This is a genomic window from Vibrio sp. 10N, assembly GCF_036245475.1.
In the GTDB taxonomy this organism is placed as follows: Bacteria; Pseudomonadota; Gammaproteobacteria; order Enterobacterales; family Vibrionaceae; genus Vibrio.
Genome location: NZ_BTPM01000001.1, coordinates 2,295,784 through 2,321,776 on the forward strand (window position 1 = coordinate 2,295,784; position 25,993 = coordinate 2,321,776).

Genomic DNA, 25,993 nt, shown 5'->3' on the forward strand with positions numbered 1-25,993 from the left:
TATTGATCACAGACTAGCGCCAAAGCAATGAAAGAGGATGCAAACCTCTGTATTATTACCGTATTTATTGCAACAAGCAGACTATAAAATGAAAAGTAGCAAATCAGATCATGACGATGATTTCTTTAACGTACACCTCCCTGAGCCAAACGACAGCGATGTTAGAAAAGCCGTCAACGAATATACGGAGGCTATCAATACTGCCTTTCATAGATATCATCAAAACTCAGAAAACCTATTATATAGCGACTCTCTATCCATAAAATCTAACGAATCTCAAAGTAAACTAAAAGAAACGTTGTCTTTATCTAACTATGAGCCGTCAGCCCTATTGGGAGAGCACGTCATCATATTTGACGAACCAATGCTTGTTGCTGAACTTAAGTTAGGTGACCTTCTCGCTTCAGATTCTGCGAAGATTGTTCGACTAATCTCCTACGGTTCAACAGAAAAAAAAGTAGCGAACAAAATCATTAGTCGTGATGTTTTGGGGAATGCTAAAAGTTCTATGACAACAAGCATAACCACCTTTGAAATTTATGATTTTGTATCAGGGTTAATACTTCCTAATAACTGCCATTTTAAGTCTCTCACCGCTTTGCCCATACGAAGTATTGTTAAAGACCAAGACTTCATCATCAAAATCCAAGGGGCATACCTAAAACTACGAAACTCTGGCTCCGAAGCAACACTTGCATGGCAAAGTACTATTGTTCAGGCTAGAGATTTGATCCGTGAGGGAAGTGCTCGATATAACTCTTTGCAAGTCGAAATATCATCACTCGATCGCCAAAAAGAAAGCATTGAAACAAGACTACTAAGCCTGAATGAAAGCATGGATTCGGCTACTAAACTACAGAATGAAATCCAAGATTCCATTGAGGTAGGAAATAAAAAAGTACAGGAGCTCGAAGAGAGCCACCAAAAATTGTCTGGGCTGTTAACTAGAGATAGACAAGACCACTCTTTCGTTCAAGAACAGCTGAAAGATGATAAAAAAGAACTGAATTCAATTCGTAGCGAACTTAGTGAAGCAAGAAAAAACAAATCTCTATCCAATTATGAGTCGATAGCACATACGAATGAAGCCAAGATACAGTTAGTTGGATATTACTTCGTTGCCACATTAGTTCTTGTGGCTCTATGCGGTTTCGTTAATCACCTTTATCAGAATGCAATAACCCTTGAAAACTTACTCACAAAGCTCGTCCTATTAGATGCCAGCCCTTGGGACATATTACTAAGTAGACTTCCATTAATGACAGCTACCGCTCTAACGATAGGGGCACTCTCTGCCACTCTCTTTTTTCTAATTAAACAAATCGTTTCCATCAACAATGAAAAAATGACGATGCTTAAAGCTGGCATTCTAGCACGGCAAATTTCTGATTCATTAGATCTTGGACAGAAGTCTGACGATGAAATAATCAAGCTGCAACGTGACATAAAAATTAAGCTCATAACCGAAGTTTTTGACAGCAAGCATCATGTATCAAACACTCTCAATAACAACATAGTAAAAGACATTACAGAGCTATTCAAATCCACTCACGGTAAATAATTCTCTTGAAGCAATCCAACTAAAGCCCAATTAATTTGGGCTTTTCAATTCTAATTGCGTGAGTCGCCGCTCCATCTTTTCCATCATAATCTTCAGCCACTTAATATCTGTTTTAAGCGCTACTCCCACACCGACACCACTTGATAGCGCACTAACAGCAGCAACAATTATTGTTTGATACTCAGCCATTAAACTCATCCCGGATCGCTTCCCACAAACCCAACAAAGTCGGCGCAGCCACACCAATCAAGCCACCCACTTGCACACCTTCAGGCGTCACACTCGCGGTTAATAGTTCAGGGTGCCCTGTTGCCAGTGCTACACCTGCGCCAATGAGTGCAAGCCCCTTCTTTGTCGATGCCTGTTTCAAATCTATTTTCATTGTTGTTACTCCTAACCGTTGATGCGCTTCCAGATATAAGCGCTGATTAAAGCGGTCAGGATGCCAACCGCTAGACGTTGTATTACTTCTTTTTGGGTCATGCTAGTGCTACCCCTTGCGCCGCATCTTCTAATGAGTAGTAACGCCCAACTTCCATAATCGACATGGAATGCACAAGGCGAGTCATAAACTCATCATCAAAGAGGTTGAGCGGCGTACTGGCGCCTACATTGAGCCGACCCGCCACGAACTGCACATAGTTATCGGTGTCGTTGTTGTCACTCTTTGGCGCAAAGCGGCTGATAATCCCTTGAAGGGTGTTTAGCCCATAAAGGTTTTGGTAGTTGCGAATGAGCTTGGTCGCCGCGCGAAAGCCGTACTTCGAGTGCGAGAAGGTTTCAAACGCCTTGTCTTTGGAAGGCGTGACTTTCCCCGTCCAAGCATTGTTACTAATGCGAATGTTGAGCGGGTTGTTGTTACGAATCCCGCGATTGAGTTGTGATTTCACGATGTTTACCCCTTTGGGTGCGCCAATCATCAGCGCACCAACTATCAGAACAATGATGATTAGACGCATGGTGATTACTCTGGCATTGGTGGTGGCGCAATAACTTCAGACCCGACGAGTCGCAACGTTCCCGAATCTTCAAACAAGATATTCGCCGCGTTGAACTTGGTGTCAGCTCCGTCCAAATCACCGTGCATTTTGATGCCAATTTCAATGGGAAAGCCTTCGAAATATCGGTCGAATATTTCCACTATGTCACGGACAAAAACCGTCGCGACACACTCACCCAGAAAAGAGAAAAAGCTTTGACCCGTTGAGCCCTCACCAGTCCTAACTAGATGGATTTTTTCATCAAAGATATAAGTCTCTGCTTCCATGATGTAAGAGCTCATCGAACCACGCACAAAACGACTTAGTGACACTTTTTCGGCGTCTGTTAAGTCGGTACCGCCATTTGCCCAATCTATGCGAAATGGAATGTTCAGGCTGAACGTGAGTGCAACCATCGCGGCGGGGTCTTCATCTTTAAACTGCTCAACCAAGCCATTCACCATCACTTTTGTTTCTGGGTCATTCTGGTACTGGTAAAACGCTTTATCTCCCGCCGTATTGGTGCTCGGCATGAGTTTTTTTAACGCAAATTTCTTCTCGCTAAAGCCCGCGCTCATTGATGTGCTGGGGATTGGGGTAACCATAGTTTGTATTAACTCGGTGCTACCGCCGCCACCCAAACCACTAAGCAGGTCATAAAGAAACTCTATTTTGTTGCGGCTGCTGCCCGTGGGTAACGCTGGAAAGTTAGACATGATTAATACTCCAATACCTGCGCTTTATCGGGCGCGGTTCCTGTTAATGTGAATGTGGCGGCAGTTTCAACCGTAAGCTTTTCGCCTGCCGTAAGCTCAAAGCCGTTAAGACTGATTAGCCCTGCATTAGCGCTACTAGCTTTGATGATGACGCCTTTACGGGCGGGGTTAGCGGGTACCTCTAACGGCATTTCTCCGCTCAGTGATGAAAGTGCGCTACCAGAGAGCACCTTGATTGTTTGCCCTGCTGCCAGTTCAACGCTTGGCATGGTGCCAACATTCACCGACTGACCGCTTTTGAGTTGAACGTCAGGCAGGGTTTTAACTTCAACTTGCTGACCATCTTCAATCTGCACCTTTGGCAGAGAGGACACGCCAACACTTTGCCCTACTTCAATTTCGACTTTGGGTAACTCGGTTACCCCTACCGTTTGACCTGGCAAGAAACTGACTGACGGCATAGTTTGAATATCGAGTTTTTGCCCTTCCACTGGCGGGGTGAAATCACCCACACCATGCTCAAGAGACAGCGCCCCTTCACCAGAAAGAAGGATTCGACCTAATGGCTTGCCATAGCGAAACACCGAGCGATTGGGTAGCGAGAAGCTTTCCCCTGTCGCATCAATTTGCACCGATAACTTGCCTGAAATCGACTCAACAAAGAGCCACGTAGAATCAATGGTCAGGGGAATGGTTTGCCCCTTGGTGAGATTTAGGTTCATTTGCCTACCGCCTTAACCAGCACAAAGCCCAGTACCAACACAATCACTGCCATGAGTATCAATTGCTGTTTGTTGAGTGCGCTTTGTCCGTTGTCTTGTTTGAACTTCGCAAGCTCGGTGAGCTTGGCAAGGTTCTCGGTGTTTTGAGCCGCTTGGTTACCCGCAAGTCCTGCCATCATTTGCAGGTTCTCGCTATTGGTCGAGCTGAACTCGTTGAGTGCGCCCGCAGCGAACTGCAAACTGTTTTCTGTGTTTCGGTCTACCAGCGCCAAAGATTCGCTCATTGCACCACTGGCAAATTCAAATGACTCATCAAGCGCGTCACCCGCAAAATCAAGCGAGTGCTGACCTAAATCAAATGCTTTTTCAACACTGCCGTGGTCGGTGACCGTGGCGTTAATCGTTGAGCCTTCAACCCCACTTAGTGCAATACCAAGGTTGTCGCCGCTAATGGCATTTTGACTACTGGTGTTTTTTGTACTGGTGCTATTGCTTGAACTGGAACTGCCGCCCATGCGCTACACCTCCCATCGTAAAAACTGGTGGTCGCCGTGCTCATTGGTTGTCACCTTTCCGAGCCGTTTTAGAAGCCGAGCCACCAACGGAAAATAAGTTTTTGTGGTAATCGCTTTTAATCCGCTGCCTTTCACGTAAGTCGCGAGTTCTCGCGTCGCTTGTACTGCGCCAGTACCCACCACTGCCCAAACGAAATAAGAGTCACCAACGACCTCACCCGCTACCGTCAGGTAATAATCTTCACCTTTAATCAAATAAAGACTTACCGTGTCGTTTGCGATGGCGCGTTGCATCAATTCAAAATCGTCAGGGCAAGCGCGAAATGCCTCACGCAATCGCTCTTGCACACTTTCAGAATGCGTTACCACTTGAATCATTTGAGAACCTTTAAGCCAATTACCGCCAGCACGATAACCGCGACGATGAGCCAAGGACTGACACCCCCGCCCATGTTGATGCCGCCAATAGATTGCCCCGATTGGTTACTGCTGGTTGCGGTAGACGGGCCAGCACTGCCACCCGTTAAGCCACCGCCACCCGTTAAGCTGGTCATAGCTCCAAACATATCAACCCATCTTCATCCAGATAATCAGCGCTAAAATGACCACGATAAGCCACGCCGATTTGTTAATTTCCTTGGCGGTGAGAAACCCAAGGGTTACCCCCGCCAAACCCAAGTAAAGAATCGGCATCACTTGCCCCCTTTGAGCGCAAAAGCAAAGCCACCGAGTACCACTAACGCAATGAGCACGATAATTGCCACGGTCTGCCACTGCATGCCGCCAGAGGTGGTGTGCACGGGTTGCCCGTTGGGTTGCTGATAGTCGTTGTTATTGGCGCGGTTCTCGTCAGGGCTGGCAGACTTCGCGCGGTCTAACTCGTTATCCATCTTGATACCAAGCCAATCCTCACCAAACCCACCGACCACATCGACGGCACCACCCACAAGCTCACCTGCACCCTCTAAGATGCCATCGAACCAACCGCCACCACTTGTGACAGTTTGCGTCACACTAGGGTTTTCCATCGGTCACCCCCTTACTTTGGTTGTGCGATAACGCCCACTTGCTCAATCGCTTCAATCAGCACGGGCACACTGCCGTGTTGTGATTTATCAAGCTCGAACTGCAATTGCTTCATTGCATTAGTTGGCAAGCGACCCTCAACGCCGAAACCAGTACGAACAAAATCAAGGCTGAACCAACCTGCGTTCTGCTCTAAACCTGAAATCGCCAAGTCAAAAGCGTTATCCGCTTTAGTGACGTTGATTTCTTCCACGCTGTCACGCAGAACACGAACACGGTCAATAGACGAGTCTTTGAAGTGCACACGTTTGAGTGAAAACAGGGGTGAACGCTCGGCAAAGTCGAACGGGGTGCGACCTGTCGCGCTGGCGAACCAAGTCAGTGAATAGATACGTGGTAGGTAAACACGCTTTGATTGTGCGGCTGTCGTATGAGAGCGAGCACGAATGCTTGGCGCAGGCGTACCACCCGCTTTTGAGGCAAGCTGGATATACACAAACCAGATTTCGCCTTGCAGCGTGACCAGTTCACCAGTACGAACGCCGCCTTTGGTGCGAAGGGTTAAATCCGCAAATGGGATAACGTAGCGACCTTCTTGAGTAAATTGCTTACGGTGTTCTTGAAGGTCAACCAAGTCTTGACCTGTCAGGTTATACACTTCCTTACCGTTCAGCGTGATACGTACACGCTCAACATCGGCAGGGTCAGTAATATCAGTGACCAGTTCGATGGATTGGTAAGTTGGACCACTGACCAAGCGCAGTGTGGCTTGGTTGCCCCAATTCACACCCTCAACAGGGTCTAAATCGAGTGGGCGCGGGTTAAATGGCGTGTTTAGTAGTTCCATAGCTTAAAACCACCCTGAGTTACCATTGATTTGCTCTTTGATAGGCTTGAGCGCGCCTACGTTGTTAATGACTGCCAATGCAATCAACATGACCACGATGGTCATTAGCATTGTTTTGTGCGTTGCTTTCATGTGTTTCCCCTGCTTCACAGCGTTGGAACGGTTAAAGGAGTCATTATCAAATCAGGTGGCGGGGATTTCGTCACTAAGGTTCAACCTATAGGTATAACTTTTAACCTATAGGTTGAAATGAGAGTTTAGCGGTAGTTTCGTGAGAGCCTTTTGCCCGTTTCGCAGTTCAGCGCGCCGCGCTCTAGGTTGCCGATGCCGTCACGAATAATCAGGTATTCAGCAATCGCTTTGCCGATACACTGCTTATTGACCTTGGCACTTTTGAGATCGGCAACTTCGTTAGAATGCACCCCTTTTTGCTTGGCGACCCAATCGGCATCAACGCCAGAGTTGACCGCACCGAGCCACCACACACTTGATTGGTTGGTCACGGTTTTGGGTACCTCTTGCCCACGCTGAAAGATGGTGTGAACCACATGACCAAACTGGCGACCACCACGAAGCAATTCACCCGTTTTGCCTTCAAGCTTGCCTGAAGTTTCCGCACAGCTTGCCAACTCCTCAATCACCACATGCAGTTTGGGTTTATGACCATCGCCCAGCGCCCAAGCAATCGCGCTGAAGGTTTCAAGCTCGGACATACACGCGCCCTTTGGGGGAATGTAGGCGAGCTTAAACGAACACCCCGCACGGCGCCCTTGTACCGCCGCCTTGATAAACTTGGCGGGGTCAGTAAAGCCGTGGCACATTTGCCCGTGAAACTTTTGACCTGCATAGTTGCGGTACGGGTCAAAGAACAGAGCTTGTGACTTTTTAGGTACTAGCCCCATGTATTTCACCGCACTGGTTTTGCCGCTGCCCGTACCGCCAAGGTACACTGTGTGCTCGGCATCATGGGAAGGGTTGGAGTTAATCGGGTTTACGATGAGAGTCACGCTCGGCCTCCTGCTGCTTTTTCAGTTCAAGGGCGGTGATTTGCTTTTTCGATGCCCACCACAAACCAAGGATGGCCAAGGCAAGGGTCATGATATTCATGTAGTCGCCGCATTGGTCGAGCAGTGCCCCGCCGTATTGCTTGGCAACAGGGCGAGCCGCATTCACTACGCTTTGCTTGGCGCGCTCATCAAACTCAAAATCAATATCTTTGAGAATCGACACAGCTTGCTCAACCACCACAAGCCCCGTTGTGACTAGTGCATCAAACGCCTCACTTGTATCGACCTCTGGCTCAACACCTGCTGAGGCTAACGCCCCTTCTTGTGCTGACGGCTCATTGTTGAGGTTGGCAATGTACGCATCCAACTCATCAAGGTTGTCAGCGCTTGTTTCAACGGTTGGGTTACTCATGACTATCGCCCTCCTCACTCGGTTGTGGCTTGGCTAACATGCGTTTGATGGCAAACAGCAACACGACAATGACGCCAAGACAGGCGGCAACCTTGAAGATTTGAGGTTTCAGGCTTGTCTCTGGCGGTGTTGACTCAGTGGTTTCAGTGGTACTTGGCTCGGTTGGTGGCAGCACTTCGGCGGGAGGGGTTACCGTAGGCGAAATACTCTCAACGCTTTCAACCGTTGGTTCAACCGACTCACTCACCGTTGGCTCAACCTTGTCAGATAAGGCTTGGAGCGCATCGGCGGTTTCGGTCATGTTGTCAGAGCAATAGCCGCTCACGGTTTTGCTCATTGAACTGTTGCCGCAGTTAGGGCACTTGTAATAGAGCAAACCAAGGTTACGACCGTTCTTGACCGTTTCCCCGCTATCTATCAAGCGACCTTCCCCCACCATGTGAACGGTGGCAGTGCTGCTGCAAACAGGACACGGCACATAGCCGCGAACTGGATTGGGCGTTTTACTCATCGGTGGTCGCCTCCTCAATCACTGCATTCAACTGCTTTTCAAGCGCTTGTTTGCGCTGCGCTCGAATGACTCGGTTAGACTTGGCGACCAGTTTTGCTTTGTCGATGAGCTTGGGGTCTAAGCCAAGCATGGAAAGCGGGTCTGCGCCGCCCATGAGGACTTTGGGCGCCAGTGATAAAAGCTCACTCGGTGACAGGTCTTTGACGGTATCAAACGCCGTTTCTAACTCGGTTTCCAGTGCGTCAATGGTGTTAAGGCGCGCAAGCTCGGCTTGGCACTCATCTTTGGTCATGGTTTTCATGGTGTTCCCCTGTCTCTCGACGTTGGTTAATTTGTTGGTAAGGTTGCCCCTGATTCACATCGTTGGCAGTAAGCTAGGTGCCACCTCTGGCGGCGAACCCCTCCCACTCTGGCGAGCCAAACCTATCTAGCTCGTTGAACAGGAAAAAGTTATCAATGATTTGTTGTTGTCTTGGTGGCGAAATTTTCTGCGTACAATTATTGCCACTAGACCAAGGCGCAAGCTCCCGCTTTCTTGAAGAAGCCTCCGACAAGTCGGAAGGCTTTTTGATGAGCTTCCACTCTATCTCATGGGTGAGCACTTCTAGACCGCTTCCACGTAGCCCAATAACACGCGCTGTCATTTCACCGTATTTGTTCTCTTTGGCTTCTTTCTTGGTGGTAATTGGGCGCATGGATTGAGGCAGTCTGTGACCGCCCATGTAATCGAAAAAGGCAGAAAAGAAACCTGCATCAGCCGCACGGCGCGCCTTCTCAAAGGTGCAATATTCTTGTTCGTCGCTAATGCGTCTTAGCTCGCGCCAAACGGTGACTGACGGTGTTTTTTGAAACTGGAACTGACGAAAACAGAAGGTACGCGACCATGAGGTGACGTTTTTCACCGTGTCTTGTAGCTTGGCTTTCTTGTTGTCGAGATCCGATAAATCCTCAAGCCCAAAGCCGTCTACGTTCTTAGAAATGTACTTGGCAAGATAAGCCACAGCGCCGCCTTCGGTGCCGTCCAACATCTTAGCCTCAAAGCGCGCTTTCATAGCTCGGTGTTTAGGGTCTCCGTTCTTGAAATAAAGCTCATCGCTGTCACGCTGAAATTGGTATTCCTGAAGCATTTTGATAAACACGGGCATTTGCTCAAGCGGCATGAAAAACACGCCGTGCCAATGCGGTGTGCCGTCTTGGTGTGGCTCCACGACTCGCATCCCGTAATAGGTCAAGTCATGGCGCCCCGCCCATGCTCGAAAGCGATTCCAAGACATAGACAACCAAGCGTGAGCACCTTTCGGTGTGCCACCGTCCCAATGGGCGTTTTCAATCCAGTATTCACCGCGCTTGGTCAGTCGGTGAAAACGGCTAGGTGCCGTCATGGTGATAAAAATAGCGGCGTGGTTGTTTGAGTCGGCATATTCCTGACAGCCAGCAATACGGGTCATGAGTTCATGACGACGATTAACAGGATTGGACTGTGACGACTCATGCACCTGTGACATTTCCACCACATCACCCTCAACGGATTCAATCGCCATGAGTTCTAGCCACTCACGCTGTCGCTCTTGGCGAATCTTGAGCCACTCACACGCCGAAATCGACGCATAAGGGGAAATGTGCGGCGATACCATTCCCGCCGCCCTGCGCGCATTCTCAAACGCTGCAATGGTCTGTTTGTCGATAGCTCGGCGCCATACGCCCTCATCAAGCAAACGGGCAAGGATGGAATAAGCCTCATCTTCATCGTTGGCAACTTCAAATTGAGGCATCCAAAGGCAAGCCCCAACAAACTCATGAATGCGTTTAATCGCATCAAACGCCGTGCCGCCTGTCTTGGCGACGAGTTCAAAGTGAAAACTTGCGCGCCCTGATAACTCAGTTGCAAGGCGAGCACGTTTTAACTCTGTGTTGATAGTCCAATATGGCTCTGGCAATACGCCAAGCGCTGACGATGCCGCCGCACTGCGCGACTCAATGAACTGCAATGCGCGCTTAAAGCCGTACTTGCGAAAACGAACCGCTGACGCTTTATCAAGGTAGTTGCGAATATCATTAGGTAGCTTGAACTTGTTAGCGACTTGGTGAGCGAACTCAAACACGCGCTCTTTGGGCGTGGCACCACATAGCGGTTGATGCTTTTCCGCTACCATCGCTAAATGCGGCGCCGTGGCTTGGTTTTTCATGACATACGTTGCAAGCTCCTGACGCAGATTGGTCGGGAGCTTAGTCAACGGATTATTGGTGGTTTTACCGATTTTCTGCATTGATTAACGCTTAGTCCAAGTCAGAGGGTTAACGTTGAGTTTGCGAGCGCGTGGGCGGTTCAAGCCAAGCTCAGAGCGTAGCTTTTCAACCATACGCGCTGACTTCTCACTCTTGTCAGGGTCGAAGTTGGCGCACCCCGCCATATCTTCACAGGGTGCATGTATTGGGTCGCTGATTGGCGCGTCAACAATTGAGATTGCTGGGGTATAGTCAACGTCCAAACTAAACCTCCAAGCTTTCTAACAGTTCAACGTCTTGCTTGAGCTGCAAATATACGGGATGCAAAAAAGCGAACTCAGGAGAGCTAGGGCTAAGCCAATCCAAACGCGCTTTGACTATCTTGAAAAGCTCCAACGCTTCGCTCGAATGTGAAAAGTCGATACTAATTGAGTGAATGGGTGTCGTAGTGGTTTGCATAATCGCCCCTTAAATCGCAGCTTTCCAATCAGTGAACTCTTGAGCTTGCTCTTGCGCATACTCTTCAAGTGCTTTCATGTTGATTAGTGTGCGTCCTCGGCGACCACCTTCACGGCGAATTACTGGCAACTTACCCGTTTGAACTTGGCACTTCACCGCATCAACCGTAAAACCTGCTAGCTCGGCATACTTCTCAGGAGTCACAAAAGGAGCATATTGATGCTTTGGTTCTTTTCTTAACACTTCATTATGGTCTATCATGTTTTAGTATCTCTCGTTTTATAGTGAACTTACTGGTTTATCATGTTTTATTAAGGTTCATTAAATATGCAACGAGTCCATCTGTCAATGTTTGATTAAGGTTTATTATGCGTGAATGGTTTCTTAGCAATGAGCTTTTAGGTCTAGAAGGAATGCCGAACTCCTTAACGGGAATAGGACAAAAAGCCCGTAGAAACAATTGGTTAAGTAGAAAGGCTTCGGGTAACGGGAGGGCGTTGGAGTACCATATCTCCAATTTTCATGATGATGTAGTAAAAGCGCTAAATGAGAAGTACGGCACACTTGGCGAAAGTAACGTTTCGCACGTTTTCGATACTGCACCTAACGACGATTCCGTTTCAATTCCTGAGTTTAACGTCAATGCCGCTGCGGGTGCTGGCAAGCTAGTTAGTGGTGAACATCAAACAGGTACTTTCACCGTTTCAGCGCAACTTATCCGAGATTTGGGGCTACAGCCTCAATTGACCGCCGTTGTTTTTTGTTCAGGCTCAAGCATGTTGCCTACTATGAACGACAATGACCGAATCTTGGTTGATACCCGCGAGTTAACAGAGCCTGTGAAAGATGGCGTCTACGTAATTCGAGTAGATGACATGGTGTATGTGAAGCGCTTGAAGTGGAACATCTTAGAGCAAGGGTACGAAATCATCTCTGATAATCCCGACTATGAAAACTTCTCAATGTTTGGCGAAGACTTAAACCGACTAAAAATCATTGGTCGTGCTGCAATGGTAATGCGCTCACTATGACAATCAAAAAAGACGGTGATAAATGGCTTGTCGATGTTCGTCCAGCAGGGCGAACAGGCAGACGTTTTCGCAAGAAATTTGATAAAAAATCTGAGGCGCTAGCGTATGAAAAACACATACTAGCCACTGAGCACAACAAAGAATGGATAAGCAAGCCCAAAGACACTAGAAATCTATCCGAACTCATTGAGGTTTGGTGGACTATTTCAGGACAATTTAAACGAACAGCCGTGCCATACAAGCGCGACCTTGCGCGTTTTTGTCGGGAACTAGATGACCCCGCAGCTAACAAGATTGATGCTAAGCTCATTTCTGATTGGGTCACAGACATGCAAAGCAGAAATCTCAAAGACAGCACAATTCGACGCTCAATGCAGTGCTTGAGTAACGTTTTTACCGTGCTCATTGAGTCAGGTAACTACCACCATGAGAACCCGCTAAAAGGCATCAAACGCCCCACAGTAAAAAGAGAAGAAATGGCTTTTTTAACGTTGGAGCAAATCAAGATTCTAAGAACAGAGATCCAAAGTAATGAGATGATGCTAAACGCCGTTGATATTTGTCTTTCAACTGGCGCACGTTGGCGTGAAATGATACTGCTTAAATCAAGTAACCTATCTCCACATCGCATAAGGTTCACGCAAACTAAAACTGATAAACCTCGAACAGTTCCAATTAGTGAAGAACTCTACGAGAGAATTTACCCAAAACGCGGTGGGGCACTATTCCCTTACGACTTTCAAAAAGAACTGCGACAGATACTAATAGACTTGGAGTTTGAGTTACCAAAAAGTCAGAAAACGCACATTCTACGCCACACTTTTGCAAGTCACTTTATTATGAATGGTGGCAACATCCTCACACTACAAAAAATCCTTGGGCACTCCGATATAAAGCAAACACTAGGCTATGCCCACCTTGCTCCCGACTTTCTTCAGGACGCAGTTAGAATGAACCCGCTATCAATGTCCACATTGTGACCACACATATAATTTCTTATGACCTTTAACCACATCAAAGCGGGCTGCAATACACTGTAAAATAAGGATTTAATTTCTAATTACATTTCCTTAAGACATAAAAAAACCACCCGAAGGTGGTTTTTTTATGTCTAATCGCTATTAGCCAATGATGCTATTTAGCGTTGCACTTGGGCGCATCAGCGTAGAAGTTTTCGCGTCACTTGGCTGATAGTAGCCGCCAAGGTCGCCAGCCACACCTTGAGCATTATTAAGCTCAGAAACAATGATGCTCTCGTTCGATGCAAGCTGCTCCGCAACTGGGGCAAACTCTTCCGCAAGCTCTGCGTCTTCCGTTTGTACTGCCAGTGCTTGGGCCCAGTACAGCGCCAGGTAGTAGTGAGAGCCTCGGTTATCAAGCTCACCCACTTTACGTGATGGTGACTTGTTGTCATCTAAGAATTTACCTGTCGCGGCATCCAACGCTTTGGCCAGAACGTTCGCTTTCTCTTTACCAGAGACAACCGCAAGGTGCTCTAGTGATGCAGCCAATGCTAAGAACTCACCTAAAGAATCCCAACGTAGGTGGTTTTCCTTTTGAACCTGTTGAACGTGCTTAGGAGCAGAACCACCAGCACCAGTTTCGAATAGGCCGCCACCGTTCATAAGCGGTACGATAGACAGCATTTTCGCAGAAGTACCAAGCTCAAGAATCGGGAATAGATCCGTCAGGTAATCACGAAGTACGTTACCTGTGACAGAAATGGTATCTAGACCTTCTTTAATGCGCTCTAGCGAGAATAGCGTCGCGTCTAAAGGCGACTTGATGTGGATTTCAAGACCTGCTGTGTCGTGCTCTGGTAGGTACTGGTTCACCTTCTTGATAAGCTCAGCATCGTGTGCACGGTTTTCATCCAACCAGAATACCGCAGGCGTGCTTGAAGCACGTGCACGCGTCACAGCCAGTTTCACCCAGTCTTGGATAGGTGCATCTTTCACCTGACACATGCGGAAGATATCACCTTCTTCAACCGATTGCTCAATAAGCACATTGCCCTCTGCATCAACAACAGAGACCGTACCTGCAGCATCCAAGATGAATGTTTTATCGTGTGAACCATACTCTTCTGCTTTTTGTGCCATCAAGCCAACGTTAGGCACGCTACCCATTGTCGTCGGATCAAATGCGCCGTGCTGCTTACAAAAATCAATCACAGCTTGATAGATGCTTGCATAGCTGCGATCTGGGATCATTGCCTTAGTATCTTTCTGCTTACCATCTGGGCCCCACATTTGACCAGAAGAGCGCAGCATTGCTGGCATAGACGCATCAACAATGATGTCGCTTGGTACATGCAGGTTAGTGATACCGCGGTCAGAGTCAACCATCGCTAGTGGTGGTTGCGTTTCGTATACTGCCGCTAGATCAGCCTCAATTTCAGCTTTTTGCGCTGCTGGTAGCGAAGCAATTTTCGCGTAAACGTCACCAATACCGTTGTTAACGTCAACACCTAGCTCATCAAATAGTGCCGCGTACTTGTCGAAGACAGCTTTATAGTACACTTTGACTGCATGACCAAAGATGACCGGATCAGAGACCTTCATCATGGTCGCTTTCATGTGTAGCGACAACAACACATCTTGTTTCTTCGCTTCTTCAATTTGCTCTTCGAAGAAAGTAACCAGTGCATTTTTGTTCATCACTGAAGCATCAATGATTTCACCTGCTTGAAGCGCAACTTTTTCTTTGAGAACTTTTGTTTCGCCTGACGCTGAGGTGAATCGAATCTGCACATCTGTTGCGCTCTCTGTTGTCACCGACTTTTCGCTGCCGAAGAAGTCATTGCCAGACATGCTCGCAACGTGCGACTTAGAATCTTTAGACCACGCACCCATTGAGTGTGGGTTTTTCTTCGCGTAGTTCTTAACAGACAGCGGTGCGCGGCGATCTGAGTTACCTTCACGCAAGACTGGGTTTACCGCACTGCCTTTGATTTTGTCGTAGGTCGCTTTTACTGCTTCTTGCTCTGCATTTGCAGGCTCTTCTGGGTAGTCTGGAAGATCGTAACCATTCGCTTGCAGCTCTTTAATTGCCGCTTGAAGCTGAGGGATTGAAGCAGAAATATTTGGAAGTTTAATAATGTTTGCTTCTGGCGTTTTCGCCAGTTCACCAAGTTCAGCCAGTGCATCACCAATGCGCTGCTCTTCTTTGAGGTAGTCAGGGAAGTTAGCAATAATACGCCCTGCTAGTGAAATATCTCGTGTATCAACATCAATACCTGAAGAAGCGGTGAAAGACTGAATGATCGGTAGCAATGAATATGTTGCCAGCGCTGGCGCTTCATCAGTAATGGTATAGATGATTGTCGGCTTTTCTGTAGGCATGAAATTTCCCTATCGTTCTAATCGGGCTGAGCACCCTTATCAATTAACGCCCCCCACTTTTGGGTGGCGTAAACGTTACGACTGGACGCCAAGCTACGGGCAAATCTAAGACAGTTTCAGATGAAAACCCAAGGTTTTGGCGTAATTTTATTCAGTCGAACGAAATCCTAAGCACTTATAATTAAACAAAATTGGTCAATTAGTCTATTATCTTGTGCGTTATTCCTGTTTTTGAGCGCGCTCATGATAGCTCAAAACACTCGTAGACAAAACTAAACCACACAGTTTGTTTACATTTTTGCAAGGTAGTTAACATGACAATTAAAACAGCGCGTAAAGGCTCCTCTCGTCCTAACCGTTCATCCGCGGATAAATTCAAACAGAAAAGCCAACAAAAACGCCAGCAATCTGGACCGGGTCGAAAACGCAAACCGGCCTCAGTGTCGCGCCCCGATAAAAAGCGCCCCGCCCCCAGTGAGCGTAAAGTCATTTTGTTTAATAAGCCCTATGATACGCTCAGTCAGTTTACCGACGGAGAGGGAAGAAAAACGCTGGCAGATTACATCCCAGTTAAAGATGTTTATGCCGCAGGAAGGCTAGATCGCGACAGCGAAGGCTTAATGGTGCTTACTAACGATGGCGTTCTGCAGGCGAGACTCACCCAACCTCAATCTAAGTCAGAAAAAACGTACTGGGTTCAAGTGGATGGTGATCCAAGTGAAGCGGATTTGGATAAGTTGAGACACGGCGTCGAACTTAAAGATGGCCCCACTCTACCGGCGAAAGTTGAGCGTATGGCACAGCCAAATGTATGGGACAGAGAGCCGCCCGTGCGCTTTAGAGCCAACATTCCCACAACTTGGCTAAGTATTACTATTATCGAAGGTAGAAACCGTCAAGTACGCCGAATGACGGCCAATATTGGCTTCCCAACCTTGCGCCTTATTCGAGCCAGTATGGGTAAGTTTGCCTTGAACTCGCTTCAGCCTGGGGAATGGCGCGAAGTTCCGGCCACGGCGTTGACTTAAAATAAAAATGATCAGCCCAAAATAAAACCACCGACGTAAGTTCGTCGGTGGTTTTTGTTTATTAGGCAAGTAACGCTCGAACTTGTTCGAGGTCCTCTGGGGTGTCAACACCAGCAGGTGGGGCTTCGCTGGCAAGCGCAACATGGATACGCTCTCCATACCAAAGCACTCTGAGCTGCTCTAGTGACTCAATCTTCTCAAGTGCACTTGGCGCCCAATTAATATAGGTGTTGATAAAGCCAGCACGGTAAGCATAAATGCCAATATGACGCATTAAAGGCTGCTTGGCCGCCGATTTAGGTTCACTTGCATAAGCATCACGGTCCCAAGGAATGGTGGCACGGCTAAAATACAGTGCGTAACCCTCTTTGTCCGTAACCACTTTCACTGCATTAGGATTGAACGCTTCTGCTTCGTGCTCAATAGCGACGCCAAGTGTGGCCATTGGCGCTTGGCTCGATTGAAGGTTCTCCGCGACCTGAGCAATGATACTGGCTGGAATGAGCGGTTCGTCACCTTGCACGTTGACAATAGTATGGTCATCTTCAATACCCATTAGCTCAACCACTTCAGCCAAGCGCTCAGTACCGGATTCATGGTTTGGTGAGGTCATGCATACTTCACCGCCAAATGCCTTTACTGCCGCTTCAACGCGCGAATCGTCCGTTGCCACGATAACGCGCTCGGCACCCGATTGTTGAGAGCGCTCATAGACATGTTGCACCATAGGTTTGCCAGCGATATCCGCTAAAGGCTTACCCGGTAGACGTGATGAGTTGTATCGGGCAGGGATGATAACCGTGAATGCCATTTAGCGTCCCTCTTCCATGCTCATTTGGCGTGCTTCAGGCTCAAGTAACACTGGGATACCTTCCTTGATTGGGTAAGCAAGGCGGTCTAGCTTACAAATAAGCTCTTGTTTGTCCTTATCGAATGTTAGCTTCCCTTTGCATACTGGGCATGCAACGATCTCAAGCAGTCTATGATCCATAACTTTCTATTACCTTATTGATTTCTTGAAGTATTTGCTCGCTGTCTTGGACGCTAAACTGCGCCGACACCGGTAAATACCACCAATTGTCCTTTGAAAACGAACGGCATTTTACCGCGTCTTTCTCGGTCATAATGACGTTCTCAACGCCACGACCAAATTCTGCTAACTCAGTCTCATCAAAATCTTGATGGTCCGCAAACCCTTGGGTTTTTACCAGATTGGCACTGAGCTGATTTAACGTATCAAAAAAGCGCGGTGGGTGACCAATGCCAGCAAACGCCGCCAATGCTCCCAACGCCTCCACCGAAGCCGTTTGGCCAGTGTTTAAATTAATCGCCACGTCTGGTGACAGGGTGAATCGTCTCTCTAGCCGACAATCTTGATGCTGCTGTTGCAACCCACCGTTTACCACCAAAAGATCCACTTCATCAAGTCTAGATAATGGCTCTCTCAAGGGGCCAAGCGGTATTGGTTGCTGATTGCCAAATCGCCTCACGCCATCAATAACAACGATTTCATACGCACGATCTAACGCGTAATGTTGCAAACCATCGTCAGTAATAATGACATCCACACCGAGCGACTCTAAATGCTGAGTTGCGTTGGCTCGAATCGGATCGACACAAACTGGTACCTGAGTTCTATCAAAAATCAGCTTGGGCTCATCCCCGCATTCACTTGGCAGGGTATCGGCAGTGACCAGCAGTGGATAAGCGGCTGCTTTACCGCCATAACCGCGTGAGACAACACCAGGCTTTTTTCCCTGTTGTAGAAGCTGCTCTACAAGCCAAACAACCATCGGCGTCTTACCATTACCACCAGCTGTAATGTTGCCCACGACAATAACAGGCACCGAGGCTTGATAACGAGACTTGTCGCCGTCCATATAAGCTTTACGACGTCTGGCAGCAATATAGCGATACAGCCTGCTCAGTGGCCACAAGAGCGGCCACAGTGCGAATCCTAGCGGGTGCTTACCAAACCAAAGCTGCTCAATCACTAGTGCTCACCAAATTGGATTTTGTGCAGTTGAGCATAAGCGCCTTGATGGTTGAGCAACGTTTTGTGGTCACCACGCTCAATGATTTCACCATCATCCACCACCAAAATCTCATCGGCTTCTTCAATGGTCGACAAACGGTGAGCAATCACCAGTACAGTCTTGTCTTTTTGCAACTCGTCTAAGGCGGCCTGGATCGCTCGCTCAGATTCGGTATCCAGTGCGGAGGTCGCCTCATCAAGGATCAAAATCGGCGCATCACGCAGCAATGCTCGGGCAATGGCGATACGTTGACGCTGGCCACCCGATAGGCTCGCACCATTTTCGCCAATAACCGTGTCTAGCCCTTGATCAAGGTTGCTAATGAACTCCATCGCATGCGCCAATTTGGCTGCGTGCTCAATCTGCTCTCGCGAGTATTGTCCATTGGTCGCATAAGCGATGTTGTTAGCAATGGTGTCGTTAAACAGGTGAACATTTTGCGATACCAGCGCAAAGTGCTGGCGTAAGTTGGTCAGTTTAATGTCGTCGATCTTGTGACCATCAAGCTCAATGCTGCCACTGTCGATGTCATAGAAACGAGTAAATAGGTTTGCTATGGTACTTTTACCGGAGCCAGAACGCCCTACTAGCGCAATAGTTTTACCGGCTGGCAAATCAAAGCTCACATTGCGAAGCGCCGGTTTCTCGGTTCCTTCGTATGTGAAGGTGATGTCTTTCACCGACAGATCGCCTTTCGCTTTCTCAATTTCAACCGTGCCATTATCACGCTCTACTTCGAGATCCATTAAGCTAAACAAGGTTTGACTCGCGGCCATACCGCGCTGGAACTCTGCCGTCACACCGGTCAGTGCTTTAAGTGGACGCATCAATGAGAACATCGCAGAGAAAATGACCGTGAAGGTACCCGCAGTTAGCTGCTCGCGAATTTCATCAAAACTCGCGAGATACAGCACCGCTACAAGCGCAAGCGAAGCAATCATTTGAATCACAGGGTTCGCAATTGCAGATGCCGCAACCATCTTCATGGTCTGCTGACGCATTTGGTTGCTCATGTCATCGAAACGCGCCTTTTCAACCTGCTGACCGCCGTAGCTCAAAACCACTTTATGGCCCTTCAGCATCTGTTCTGCCGATGTCGTCATGTGACCCATGGACGTCTGCATGTTATGAGAAATCTTGCGAAAACGCTTAGAGACGAAGCGAATTGCCCATGCGACAACCGGAGCAACAACCAGCAGAACCAATGACAACTGCCAACTACTCCAGAACATTAAGAACAGTAAGCCTAAAATACTTGCGCCTTCACGGACAATGCTGACCAATGAGCGACTTGTTGCTCCAGCCACTTGTTCTGAATCATAAGTAATTCGAGACAGTAAGCCACCTGTCGATTCTTTATCAAAGAATGAGACCGGCATATGCATGAAATGGTTGAAGATACCGCGTCGAAGGTGCATTACCACCTTGCCCGACACCCAGCTCAAACAATAGGTGGAAACAAACCCTGACAAGCCACGAATAAACATCATAGCAATAATGATAAGTGGCAGAATTTTCAGGAAGTTGGATTCGACATCGCCAAACCCTTCATCCAACAAGGGTTTCAGTAACGAAAGCATGTAGGTATCGGCGGCAGCATTGATGACCAGAGCGATCACAGCCACTACAAGGCCTGTCTTGTATTCACGGATATACGTCCACAATCGCTTAAACGTTTGCAGCGTAGTTTCGTCTTGATTTTGCGACATAATTCTTTATCGTTTCTTTTTACTATCCCTTCATTCTACTCTGCTTCGTAACATCTGCCTATACCAAGGGTCGAGGTATTCGGACCTCACAGTGGAAACGATGATTTCTTGACCAGAAAAGTCAAAGTTTACTTGTCCATTTACACCGGTTTCAAACCACACACTGCCATTTCCTCGATATTTCTCTCTTACCACAGGGTTGGGCAGTGCCCATCGAGACTGAAACCGCGTTGACGCTACTGCATAGTTCGCTCGAATGGTTCGATGTAAAAACGGCGACGAAGACGTCTTGCTCCCATGGTGCGGCACACTCATCACATCTATCGCTAACGGAGCGAGTTGGCGAGACAGCAATATTTCGCTGACTTTTTCAATATCGCCAGTCAATAACAGTCGCTTTGCTTGCTGACGTTCTCTATAAGTGACCAACACCACGCAAGAGTGAGGATTGTAGGCGCGCTGAACCCGCTTTGGTGGCCAAAGCACAGAAAATTTTATCGCTTTCCAGTACCACTGAGTACCTCGAATACACTGTGAATCAACGCTTTTACCCTCAGGTCGGCGCACCCAACTTGGGCTCCAACGGCGTATCAGTGCCTCCTCCCCACCAGCATGATCATTGTCGGCATGACTGAGAATCAGCCCCTCAATGCGCGATACGCCCACAGCAATTAAGTTTGGTGTCACGACCGAATCCACCATTGAAAAATGCTCGTTTGCACTGCCTGTATCGTAAATTACTGCTTCATCCCCCTGAATAATGGCAACAGCGAGTCCATGCCCGACGTCGAGAAACTGCACTGATATCTGAGGCTTTCGATTGGCACTTAGCGCGGCTAAGAACGTCAACAAGATAACCGAGCACACCGCTGGCGTTGACAGCCAGCGATAGGTGAATACCAAGGCAACCATTGGAAGTAACGTCACTAAACCCGCAGCACTGATGTCAAACCAAAACTGAGATGCATAGCGAAGTGCGAACTCTAATGGCAATAAGGCAACATCGAGGAGACGCCACAGCAAACTCAGCTCCGTCGATAGCATACTGAACAAAGCGGCTAATAAGGAAAGTGGGACAATACAAACACTAAACCAGGCCACAAACAACAAGTTATAGAAGGCACTTACCAAAGATATTCCGTGAAACAAGTAACCTGCGATGGGAATAAAGCACAACGACAACAATAGATGTAGTGACAATGCCATCGTAAAGGCATTACGCCTTTGTCGCCGTTGTCCCAGCAAGGTGTGGCTCAAAAGCAGTATGGTTACCGCTGCAAAAGACAGCCAAAAACTGAGGCTGGCCGCAGAAAATGGCACCAGTGTTAATACCGCTGACGACGCCAACAGAATGACCACTAAGCGATGGATTCTCGCTTGTACCAACAACAAGCAGCTAATTACCGCTAACATAATCAATGCGCGTACCGTTGATATGGCGAAGTACCCCAAAGCGCAGTAGCACAAGGCAAAACAAAACCCGATAAGCAAACTGATTGCGAAGCCATATTGCGTTAACCAAGCTCGACCCGCCGAGCGCATGCTCATTTTGCTCAAAGTAATGAGTACACTCGCTAAGGCGTAACCTAATGCGAATACAATACCGACATGCAGCCCAGAAATAGCGATTAAGTGGGAGAGCCCGCTATACTGTAGCTGACGCCGTAATTCATTGGGTAACTCGCTGCGGTCACCAAATATCAAAGCAAGATAAAGACCTTGGAAGCGACTATCCTGCGTGGCAGTTCGAACCGCTTGATGTAACAACGCTCGCCAGTGGGAGTGAGTGACAACAATAGTCGGTTTTTTGGACGACATCGTCGCGTAAGCAACGATACCTTGCGAAAACGCATGTTTTTCACGGTCAAAGCCAGCGCGATTAAGTACACCGGATATCGCATCAACTGACACCTGAGCTGTCACCAAAGCGCCAGCACTCAGAGCTGACGGGGCTCTTAACTGCACTTTAGGTCGCAGAAACAATGGCATTGGTTGCCCATTAACCGCAATGACTGTGGCCTTAACTTCATAGCCATGAGTTATTTTTTTAAAATAGCTGTCAACTCGCGCTTTTATGGTAATATCTGTGCCAAATTGAAAAAGTACCCTAGATTGGTACTTGTATAGATTCCCTTGTATCAACGCCAAGGACATTGCAATACACGCCGCTGCTAGTAACCAGCGACGGGTTATTAAGCAGGCGATGCTAAATAAGGACGTCGGGATCAACCAGAGATTACTTGGCATCACAGGCCACCAGACGGCGCTAATCAAGATCAATGAATAGCTAAGTGGAACTGCGATGCTTGTTAACAGAGCCATGTTTTCCTATGCCAAGAAAGTTTATTAAACGTTTCATGCCTGATCACGAGATGATCAAAAAACAAAAGGCATTGAAAGTGTTCGGCAATGTCCTTTACAACCCGAACTTGTGGTGCCTAAACCGTCGCTCTGCGGCTGGCGCGTTTGCGGTTGGTCTATTTATGGCGTTTGTGCCGCTACCAAGCCAAATGATCATGGCGGCTGGTCTGGCGATTTTATTTGGTGTTAACTTACCTCTCTCTGTTGCTTTGGTTTGGATCAGTAACCCTGTCACCATGCCTGTACTGTTTTATTTTGCCTACAAAGTTGGTGCGTTTTGTATGAACACACCACCGCAACCATTCCACTTTGAACTGTCATGGCAGTATCTCTCTGAGCAGATGGCGACCATTGGTCCTCCTTTCCTACTCGGCTGCACGATATGTGGTATTGTCAGCGCGCTGGCTGGCTATTTTGGTATTCGCGGACTTTGGCGCTATTCCGTCGTCCGCAGTTGGCAGCAACGTTCCACACGGTAATTGGATTACTCAGCTCGCACAAAGTGACTCGCAAACTCTGCGAAACAAACACAGTAGCACTGAAACTGATAAGTTTGATAGCAATGAAAAAAGGACCACATACTGTGGTCCTTTCAGATTGCTGACGAACCCCGCTTTTTCAAGGTTCATCGCGGATTAGCGGGAGCTGAAAACAAAAACGGTAGTTAATGGTATGGTTACATCGCCAAACACAACCTGCCAAAAACTACCGTTTTCATGTCGAATAATACTTTCCTATCTTCCTTCTGGGAAGGCTTTGAAATCATAAAGTCCCACAAAACTGACTCCTTAATTACAATCACCTTGAAGCCTGACTCTACCGCTCACTGCCAATGCGGTCGCTCATCCGACTCTATTCATGACTACCAATGGCGAGTGCTAAAAGAAACAATGATGTTCGATATTCCTGTTGAGCTTTTGGTACAAACTCGACGGATAAACTGTCCTGACTGTGGCGTAAAAACGGAAGCTATACCATGGGTTGCACCATATGCTCGAATCACAAATCGCTTGAAGGGCTATATTGAAAAGTTACTGCCCCTATTGCCTATCAAGCATATCTCCGAGCTGACCGGAGTGCATTGGCATACGATTAAAGAAATTGATAAACAACGTCTTAAGCGAGTTGTGCCAACGGTGCCTTGGAGTGATTTGCGTCAACTTGTTATGGACGAGTTCGCCATCTTCAAGGGGCACAGATATGCGACGGTCATTGCTGATGCTCAAACACACCAAGTGCTTTGGATTGGCATAGGCCGAAGCCGAAAGGACATTCGCCCATTCTTTGAAGAGCTCGGCGACAATGCCGTCAACATTGAAGTTGTGGCAATGGATATGAACACAGCTTTTGACCTTGAAGTGCAGGCGCATTGCCCAAATGCTCGTATTGTCTATGACATGTTTCATGTTGTAGCCAAGTTCGGTCGAGAGGTCATGGATAGGGTTCGTGTAGACCAAGCAAATCAATTAAAAACGGACAAGAAAGCACGTCGTTGGATAAAACGTTCCCGTTGGGTGCTTCTGAAAAACCGAGAGAACTTGAACGTAAAACAACAGAGTTATCTTGATGAAATACTCTCAATCAACCGAGACCTCATGATCACTCATCTGCTTGGAGCTCAACTCAAGGAACTTTGGTATTGTGACTCAGAGGAGCACGCTAAAGGTTTATGGGAAGTATGGTGGCAGCAGGTGAATGAAAGTGGCATACAACCTCTTATTAATTTTGCTAGAAAGCTCAAACCTTACCTTCACGGAATAGTGGCATCAGCTTCATACCATCTGAATACTTGCACCTTGGAAGGTATCAATAACAAGATAAAACTCATCAAGCGAATGGGTTATGGTTACCGAGACACGGACTACTTCTTTCTAAAGATTAAAGCGGCCTTCCCCGGAAAGCCGCGATGAACCTTTTTCAAGCGGGGTTCTTTTTTCGGAGCGGCCGTAGGCCGCGATCGCGATATTTTTTGTTAGATAGCGTTCTGAAGTGAGTAAGGCTTAAATCGGCATACAGAGACTAGTATTTGACTTATTTCTGCCTTATTTAGGCCCATTTTTCGCAGATAGCTCACCACCAACGCTATCTTCTTGATGTTTTGAGCGGCAGCGGCTAACCAACATTGCATTTGCACTTTTGCGAGACCGCGGTAGCGCGCGTAACGGTGGCCATGGTGTTGTTTTGCATCGGCGAAGCTTCGTTCTACTGTTTCACTTCGCCTCCGATACGTCTTCTTTCCGTAGCTAGAGAGTCGCATTTGATTGGCTCGCTCCACCGTCTCACTATAAAGGTGACGCGTTATGACCTTCTGCATATTTTCACTCTTAGTACAGTCGTCCCGAACGGGGCAAAACGCACATTGTTTCGGGTCTGAAGCGTATGAGCGATAGCCTGCGCGTGTTGTGGTTTTATAGATAAGTTCTTGCCCTTCTGGACAGCGATAGGTATCGGTCTCTTTTTGGTATTTGAAGTCTTTCTTCTTAAATTTGTTCTTAGTTCTTGATGGGCGGCGATACCCGAACACACCTAATATACTGCGGCGCTCGAGTGATTCAGCAACAGGCGCAGTGAAGTAACCTGCATCGATACCAACTGCGATAGGATTGAGGTTGAACTGCTCTAGTGTGTGATCGAGACGACGGATATAGGGCTGTGAGTCATTCACATTCCCCGGTGTTGCGTATGTGTCTACGATGATACCGTGCTTACCATCCACGGTTCGGTGGTCAAGATAGAAGAAGCCTTGAGGCTTATTGTCTCGTGTCATAAAGCCACTTTCAGGGTCGGTGGTGCTGACTTTAGTGTTTTTGACGTCTGTCTTTGGTGGCGTCTCTTTGAATGGATTTTTACCTTCAGATTCTCGGTCTGCAGCCACATCTTCATTCAGCATATCAAGATAAGCGCCTGCACTAACTGGACGCAGACGATTCATGTGCTTGTTCTTGTTAGCATTGGCTTTAAGGTGTGTACTGTCAGTGAAGAGCTCCTGTCCTGCGACTAAGTCTTTCTCCATCGCTTGAAGCACTATGTTGTTGAAGATGCGCTCAAAGACGTCAGTACCATTGAAGCGTCGAATTCGGTTCTGGCTTAACGTCGAAGCATGGATAACTTTTTCGGTCAGTGACATTCGTAAGAACCAACGATAAGCGACGTTCACTTCAATTTCTTTGACCAGTTGGCGCTCACTTTTGATGCCGAATAGGTAGCCAAGCAAAATGATTTTGAATAAGCGAACAGGGTCTACGGGCGGGCGTTATCTTTGCAATATAGATGTGCCACTTCGTCTCGGATGAATTCGAAGTCGATGGCATTATCAATTTTACGAACGAGATGATTTTGTGGAACAAGCTGTTCCATCGTGACCATTTCGAGTTCGTATTGCTGAGGAGAAGGTTCTTGAAGCATATCGGAGTATCCATATTTCGATACTCCTATTAGATCAAAGGTCTAGCTCGAAAGCTAGACCTTTGTCAGCAGTCTGAAAGGACCACATACTGTGGTC

Annotated in this window: 31 protein-coding genes and 1 pseudogene; 6 read left to right on the top strand and 26 right to left on the bottom strand. The window is 47.6% G+C overall.

All coding sequences use genetic code 11. The features are described from left to right. The first annotated feature begins 37 nt into the window (after positions 1–37). On the top strand, positions 38–1,561 hold the full coding sequence (locus tag AAA946_RS10640; protein WP_338164842.1) for a hypothetical protein: 1,524 nt from the start codon (positions 38–40) through the stop codon (positions 1,559–1,561). A 30-nt stretch (positions 1,562–1,591) separates the two neighbouring features. On the opposite strand, the gene AAA946_RS10645 is transcribed toward AAA946_RS10640, so the two are convergent. From AAA946_RS10645 to AAA946_RS10740, 19 genes are all read right to left on the bottom strand, one after another. After that, positions 1,592–1,750, bottom strand: coding sequence for a hypothetical protein (locus tag AAA946_RS10645; RefSeq protein ID WP_338164843.1), 159 nt, complete (start codon positions 1,748–1,750; stop codon positions 1,592–1,594). Then, positions 1,743–1,943, bottom strand: a complete 201-nt coding sequence (locus AAA946_RS10650; RefSeq protein WP_338164844.1) for a hypothetical protein — start codon at positions 1,941–1,943, stop codon at positions 1,743–1,745. The genes AAA946_RS10645 and AAA946_RS10650 overlap by 8 nt, the downstream gene beginning before the upstream one ends. 97 nt (positions 1,944–2,040) lie before the next feature. Then, on the bottom strand, positions 2,041–2,520 hold the full coding sequence (locus AAA946_RS10655; protein WP_420884605.1) for a structural protein: 480 nt from the start codon (positions 2,518–2,520) through the stop codon (positions 2,041–2,043). Between the two features lie 5 nt (positions 2,521–2,525). Continuing rightward, entirely contained in the window at positions 2,526–3,257 is a 732-nt protein-coding gene (locus tag AAA946_RS10660) for a hypothetical protein (RefSeq protein WP_338164845.1), read from the bottom strand. Between the two features lie 2 nt (positions 3,258–3,259). Beyond that, positions 3,260–3,979 carry a hypothetical protein gene (locus tag AAA946_RS10665; RefSeq protein WP_338164846.1) on the bottom strand — a complete coding sequence of 240 codons (720 nt, stop codon included), beginning with the start codon at positions 3,977–3,979 and terminating at the stop codon, positions 3,260–3,262. After that, a complete protein-coding gene (locus AAA946_RS10670) occupies positions 3,976–4,494 on the bottom strand; it encodes a chemotaxis protein (protein ID WP_338163421.1) in 519 nt (172 codons plus the stop codon). The genes AAA946_RS10665 and AAA946_RS10670 overlap by 4 nt, the downstream gene beginning before the upstream one ends. Before the next feature lie 3 nt (positions 4,495–4,497). Further along, positions 4,498–4,872, bottom strand: a complete 375-nt coding sequence (locus AAA946_RS10675; protein ID WP_338163420.1) for a DNAase — start codon at positions 4,870–4,872, stop codon at positions 4,498–4,500. Next, on the bottom strand, positions 4,869–5,060 hold the full coding sequence (locus AAA946_RS10680) for a hypothetical protein (protein WP_338163419.1): 192 nt from the start codon (positions 5,058–5,060) through the stop codon (positions 4,869–4,871). The genes AAA946_RS10675 and AAA946_RS10680 overlap by 4 nt, the downstream gene beginning before the upstream one ends. Position 5,061: 1 nt before the next feature. Next, positions 5,062–5,187 (bottom strand): hypothetical protein, encoded by a 126-nt coding sequence (locus AAA946_RS10685; RefSeq protein ID WP_338164847.1) that lies wholly within the window; start codon positions 5,185–5,187, stop codon positions 5,062–5,064. Continuing rightward, on the bottom strand, positions 5,187–5,522 hold the full coding sequence (locus AAA946_RS10690) for a hypothetical protein (protein WP_338164848.1): 336 nt from the start codon (positions 5,520–5,522) through the stop codon (positions 5,187–5,189). The genes AAA946_RS10685 and AAA946_RS10690 overlap by 1 nt, the downstream gene beginning before the upstream one ends. Positions 5,523–5,533: 11 nt before the next feature. Further along, positions 5,534–6,367 (bottom strand): major capsid protein P2, encoded by an 834-nt coding sequence (locus AAA946_RS10695; RefSeq protein WP_338163416.1) that lies wholly within the window; start codon positions 6,365–6,367, stop codon positions 5,534–5,536. A gap of 3 nt (positions 6,368–6,370) precedes the next feature. Then, a complete protein-coding gene (locus AAA946_RS10700; RefSeq protein ID WP_275426429.1) occupies positions 6,371–6,499 on the bottom strand; it encodes a hypothetical protein in 129 nt (42 codons plus the stop codon). Between the two features lie 125 nt (positions 6,500–6,624). Beyond that, complete coding sequence (locus AAA946_RS10705) at positions 6,625–7,374, bottom strand: hypothetical protein (RefSeq protein WP_338163415.1); 750 nt, start codon at positions 7,372–7,374, stop codon at positions 6,625–6,627. Beyond that, positions 7,349–7,786 (bottom strand): hypothetical protein, encoded by a 438-nt coding sequence (locus tag AAA946_RS10710; RefSeq protein WP_338164849.1) that lies wholly within the window; start codon positions 7,784–7,786, stop codon positions 7,349–7,351. The genes AAA946_RS10705 and AAA946_RS10710 overlap by 26 nt, the downstream gene beginning before the upstream one ends. Beyond that, on the bottom strand, positions 7,779–8,297 hold the full coding sequence (locus tag AAA946_RS10715; protein WP_338164850.1) for a hypothetical protein: 519 nt from the start codon (positions 8,295–8,297) through the stop codon (positions 7,779–7,781). The genes AAA946_RS10710 and AAA946_RS10715 overlap by 8 nt, the downstream gene beginning before the upstream one ends. Beyond that, on the bottom strand, positions 8,290–8,598 hold the full coding sequence (locus AAA946_RS10720; RefSeq protein ID WP_338164851.1) for a hypothetical protein: 309 nt from the start codon (positions 8,596–8,598) through the stop codon (positions 8,290–8,292). The genes AAA946_RS10715 and AAA946_RS10720 overlap by 8 nt, the downstream gene beginning before the upstream one ends. A gap of 73 nt (positions 8,599–8,671) precedes the next feature. Continuing rightward, the gene (locus AAA946_RS10725; RefSeq protein ID WP_338164852.1) at positions 8,672–10,564 is read right to left on the bottom strand and encodes a replication endonuclease; all 1,893 of its coding nucleotides are present in this window, start codon (positions 10,562–10,564) and stop codon (positions 8,672–8,674) included. A gap of 3 nt (positions 10,565–10,567) precedes the next feature. Beyond that, complete coding sequence (locus AAA946_RS10730) at positions 10,568–10,786, bottom strand: hypothetical protein (protein WP_338164853.1); 219 nt, start codon at positions 10,784–10,786, stop codon at positions 10,568–10,570. Between the two features lie 205 nt (positions 10,787–10,991). Then, on the bottom strand, positions 10,992–11,243 hold the full coding sequence (locus AAA946_RS10740) for a hypothetical protein (protein WP_338164855.1): 252 nt from the start codon (positions 11,241–11,243) through the stop codon (positions 10,992–10,994). Positions 11,244–11,350: 107 nt separating this feature from the next. Between AAA946_RS10740 and AAA946_RS10745 the strand changes: the two genes are divergently transcribed. Together AAA946_RS10745 and AAA946_RS10750 are read left to right on the top strand one after the other, a co-directional pair. After that, positions 11,351–12,013: a helix-turn-helix domain-containing protein gene (locus AAA946_RS10745; RefSeq protein ID WP_338164856.1), complete on the top strand. Its 663-nt coding sequence runs from the start codon at positions 11,351–11,353 to the stop codon at positions 12,011–12,013. Beyond that, positions 12,010–12,993 (top strand): phage integrase, encoded by a 984-nt coding sequence (locus AAA946_RS10750; RefSeq protein ID WP_338164857.1) that lies wholly within the window; start codon positions 12,010–12,012, stop codon positions 12,991–12,993. Before AAA946_RS10745 ends, AAA946_RS10750 begins: the two co-directional genes overlap by 4 nt. 141 nt (positions 12,994–13,134) lie before the next feature. On the opposite strand, the gene AAA946_RS10755 is transcribed toward AAA946_RS10750, so the two are convergent. Next, positions 13,135–15,357, bottom strand: coding sequence for an NADP-dependent isocitrate dehydrogenase (locus tag AAA946_RS10755; RefSeq protein ID WP_338164858.1), 2,223 nt, complete (start codon positions 15,355–15,357; stop codon positions 13,135–13,137). Between the two features lie 314 nt (positions 15,358–15,671). Here AAA946_RS10755 and AAA946_RS10760 point away from each other — a divergent pair, with 314 nt between their 5' ends. Then, complete coding sequence (locus AAA946_RS10760) at positions 15,672–16,385, top strand: pseudouridine synthase (protein ID WP_338164859.1); 714 nt, start codon at positions 15,672–15,674, stop codon at positions 16,383–16,385. Between the two features lie 61 nt (positions 16,386–16,446). Here AAA946_RS10760 and kdsB read toward each other — a convergent pair whose 3' ends face one another. Genes kdsB through AAA946_RS10785 form a run of 5 tightly spaced genes read right to left on the bottom strand, consistent with a single transcriptional unit; the run spans position 16,447 to position 22,452 of the window. Then, positions 16,447–17,196, bottom strand: a complete 750-nt coding sequence (gene kdsB, locus AAA946_RS10765) for a 3-deoxy-manno-octulosonate cytidylyltransferase (RefSeq protein ID WP_338164860.1) — start codon at positions 17,194–17,196, stop codon at positions 16,447–16,449. Further along, positions 17,197–17,376 (bottom strand): Trm112 family protein, encoded by a 180-nt coding sequence (locus AAA946_RS10770; protein ID WP_006075338.1) that lies wholly within the window; start codon positions 17,374–17,376, stop codon positions 17,197–17,199. Beyond that, positions 17,366–18,379, bottom strand: coding sequence for a tetraacyldisaccharide 4'-kinase (lpxK, locus tag AAA946_RS10775; protein WP_338164861.1), 1,014 nt, complete (start codon positions 18,377–18,379; stop codon positions 17,366–17,368). Before lpxK ends, AAA946_RS10770 begins: the two co-directional genes overlap by 11 nt. Continuing rightward, on the bottom strand, positions 18,379–20,130 hold the full coding sequence (msbA, locus tag AAA946_RS10780; RefSeq protein WP_338164862.1) for a lipid A ABC transporter ATP-binding protein/permease MsbA: 1,752 nt from the start codon (positions 20,128–20,130) through the stop codon (positions 18,379–18,381). The genes lpxK and msbA overlap by 1 nt, the downstream gene beginning before the upstream one ends. Before the next feature lie 30 nt (positions 20,131–20,160). After that, positions 20,161–22,452 (bottom strand): DNA internalization-related competence protein ComEC/Rec2, encoded by a 2,292-nt coding sequence (locus tag AAA946_RS10785; protein ID WP_338164863.1) that lies wholly within the window; start codon positions 22,450–22,452, stop codon positions 20,161–20,163. Positions 22,453–22,460: 8 nt separating this feature from the next. On the opposite strand from AAA946_RS10785, the gene AAA946_RS10790 reads away from it, so the two are divergent. Continuing rightward, positions 22,461–22,970, top strand: a complete 510-nt coding sequence (locus tag AAA946_RS10790; RefSeq protein WP_338164864.1) for a DUF2062 domain-containing protein — start codon at positions 22,461–22,463, stop codon at positions 22,968–22,970. Between the two features lie 237 nt (positions 22,971–23,207). Beyond that, positions 23,208–24,401 (top strand): ISL3 family transposase, encoded by a 1,194-nt coding sequence (locus AAA946_RS10795; RefSeq protein ID WP_338164865.1) that lies wholly within the window; start codon positions 23,208–23,210, stop codon positions 24,399–24,401. Between the two features lie 62 nt (positions 24,402–24,463). Here AAA946_RS10795 and AAA946_RS10800 read toward each other — a convergent pair. Beyond that, a pseudogene (locus AAA946_RS10800) lies at positions 24,464–25,896 on the bottom strand (IS1182 family transposase). Between the last annotated feature and the right edge of the window lie 97 nt (positions 25,897–25,993).

Bases quoted from the DNA above. Each gene is read 5' to 3' on its own strand.
- AAA946_RS10640 (WP_338164842.1), top strand. From the start codon at position 38: ATGCAAACCTCTGTATTATTACCGTATTTATTGCAACAAGCAGACTAT.
- AAA946_RS10645 (WP_338164843.1), bottom strand. From the start codon at position 1,750: ATGGCTGAGTATCAAACAATAATTGTTGCTGCTGTTAGTGCGCTATCA.
- AAA946_RS10650 (WP_338164844.1), bottom strand. From the start codon at position 1,943: ATGAAAATAGATTTGAAACAGGCATCGACAAAGAAGGGGCTTGCACTC.
- AAA946_RS10655 (WP_420884605.1), bottom strand. From the start codon at position 2,520: ATGCGTCTAATCATCATTGTTCTGATAGTTGGTGCGCTGATGATTGGC.
- AAA946_RS10660 (WP_338164845.1), bottom strand. From the start codon at position 3,257: ATGTCTAACTTTCCAGCGTTACCCACGGGCAGCAGCCGCAACAAAATA.
- AAA946_RS10665 (WP_338164846.1), bottom strand. From the start codon at position 3,979: ATGAACCTAAATCTCACCAAGGGGCAAACCATTCCCCTGACCATTGAT.
- AAA946_RS10670 (WP_338163421.1), bottom strand. From the start codon at position 4,494: ATGGGCGGCAGTTCCAGTTCAAGCAATAGCACCAGTACAAAAAACACC.
- AAA946_RS10675 (WP_338163420.1), bottom strand. From the start codon at position 4,872: ATGATTCAAGTGGTAACGCATTCTGAAAGTGTGCAAGAGCGATTGCGT.
- AAA946_RS10680 (WP_338163419.1), bottom strand. From the start codon at position 5,060: ATGTTTGGAGCTATGACCAGCTTAACGGGTGGCGGTGGCTTAACGGGT.
- AAA946_RS10685 (WP_338164847.1), bottom strand. From the start codon at position 5,187: ATGCCGATTCTTTACTTGGGTTTGGCGGGGGTAACCCTTGGGTTTCTC.
- AAA946_RS10690 (WP_338164848.1), bottom strand. From the start codon at position 5,522: ATGGAAAACCCTAGTGTGACGCAAACTGTCACAAGTGGTGGCGGTTGG.
- AAA946_RS10695 (WP_338163416.1), bottom strand. From the start codon at position 6,367: ATGGAACTACTAAACACGCCATTTAACCCGCGCCCACTCGATTTAGAC.
- AAA946_RS10700 (WP_275426429.1), bottom strand. From the start codon at position 6,499: ATGAAAGCAACGCACAAAACAATGCTAATGACCATCGTGGTCATGTTG.
- AAA946_RS10710 (WP_338164849.1), bottom strand. From the start codon at position 7,786: ATGAGTAACCCAACCGTTGAAACAAGCGCTGACAACCTTGATGAGTTG.
- AAA946_RS10715 (WP_338164850.1), bottom strand. From the start codon at position 8,297: ATGAGTAAAACGCCCAATCCAGTTCGCGGCTATGTGCCGTGTCCTGTT.
- AAA946_RS10720 (WP_338164851.1), bottom strand. From the start codon at position 8,598: ATGAAAACCATGACCAAAGATGAGTGCCAAGCCGAGCTTGCGCGCCTT.
- AAA946_RS10725 (WP_338164852.1), bottom strand. From the start codon at position 10,564: ATGCAGAAAATCGGTAAAACCACCAATAATCCGTTGACTAAGCTCCCG.
- AAA946_RS10740 (WP_338164855.1), bottom strand. From the start codon at position 11,243: ATGATAGACCATAATGAAGTGTTAAGAAAAGAACCAAAGCATCAATAT.
- AAA946_RS10745 (WP_338164856.1), top strand. From the start codon at position 11,351: ATGCGTGAATGGTTTCTTAGCAATGAGCTTTTAGGTCTAGAAGGAATG.
- AAA946_RS10750 (WP_338164857.1), top strand. From the start codon at position 12,010: ATGACAATCAAAAAAGACGGTGATAAATGGCTTGTCGATGTTCGTCCA.
- AAA946_RS10755 (WP_338164858.1), bottom strand. From the start codon at position 15,357: ATGCCTACAGAAAAGCCGACAATCATCTATACCATTACTGATGAAGCG.
- AAA946_RS10760 (WP_338164859.1), top strand. From the start codon at position 15,672: ATGACAATTAAAACAGCGCGTAAAGGCTCCTCTCGTCCTAACCGTTCA.
- kdsB (WP_338164860.1), bottom strand. From the start codon at position 17,196: ATGGCATTCACGGTTATCATCCCTGCCCGATACAACTCATCACGTCTA.
- AAA946_RS10770 (WP_006075338.1), bottom strand. From the start codon at position 17,376: ATGGATCATAGACTGCTTGAGATCGTTGCATGCCCAGTATGCAAAGGG.
- msbA (WP_338164862.1), bottom strand. From the start codon at position 20,130: ATGTCGCAAAATCAAGACGAAACTACGCTGCAAACGTTTAAGCGATTG.
- AAA946_RS10785 (WP_338164863.1), bottom strand. From the start codon at position 22,452: ATGGCTCTGTTAACAAGCATCGCAGTTCCACTTAGCTATTCATTGATC.
- AAA946_RS10790 (WP_338164864.1), top strand. From the start codon at position 22,461: ATGCCAAGAAAGTTTATTAAACGTTTCATGCCTGATCACGAGATGATC.
- AAA946_RS10795 (WP_338164865.1), top strand. From the start codon at position 23,208: ATGTCGAATAATACTTTCCTATCTTCCTTCTGGGAAGGCTTTGAAATC.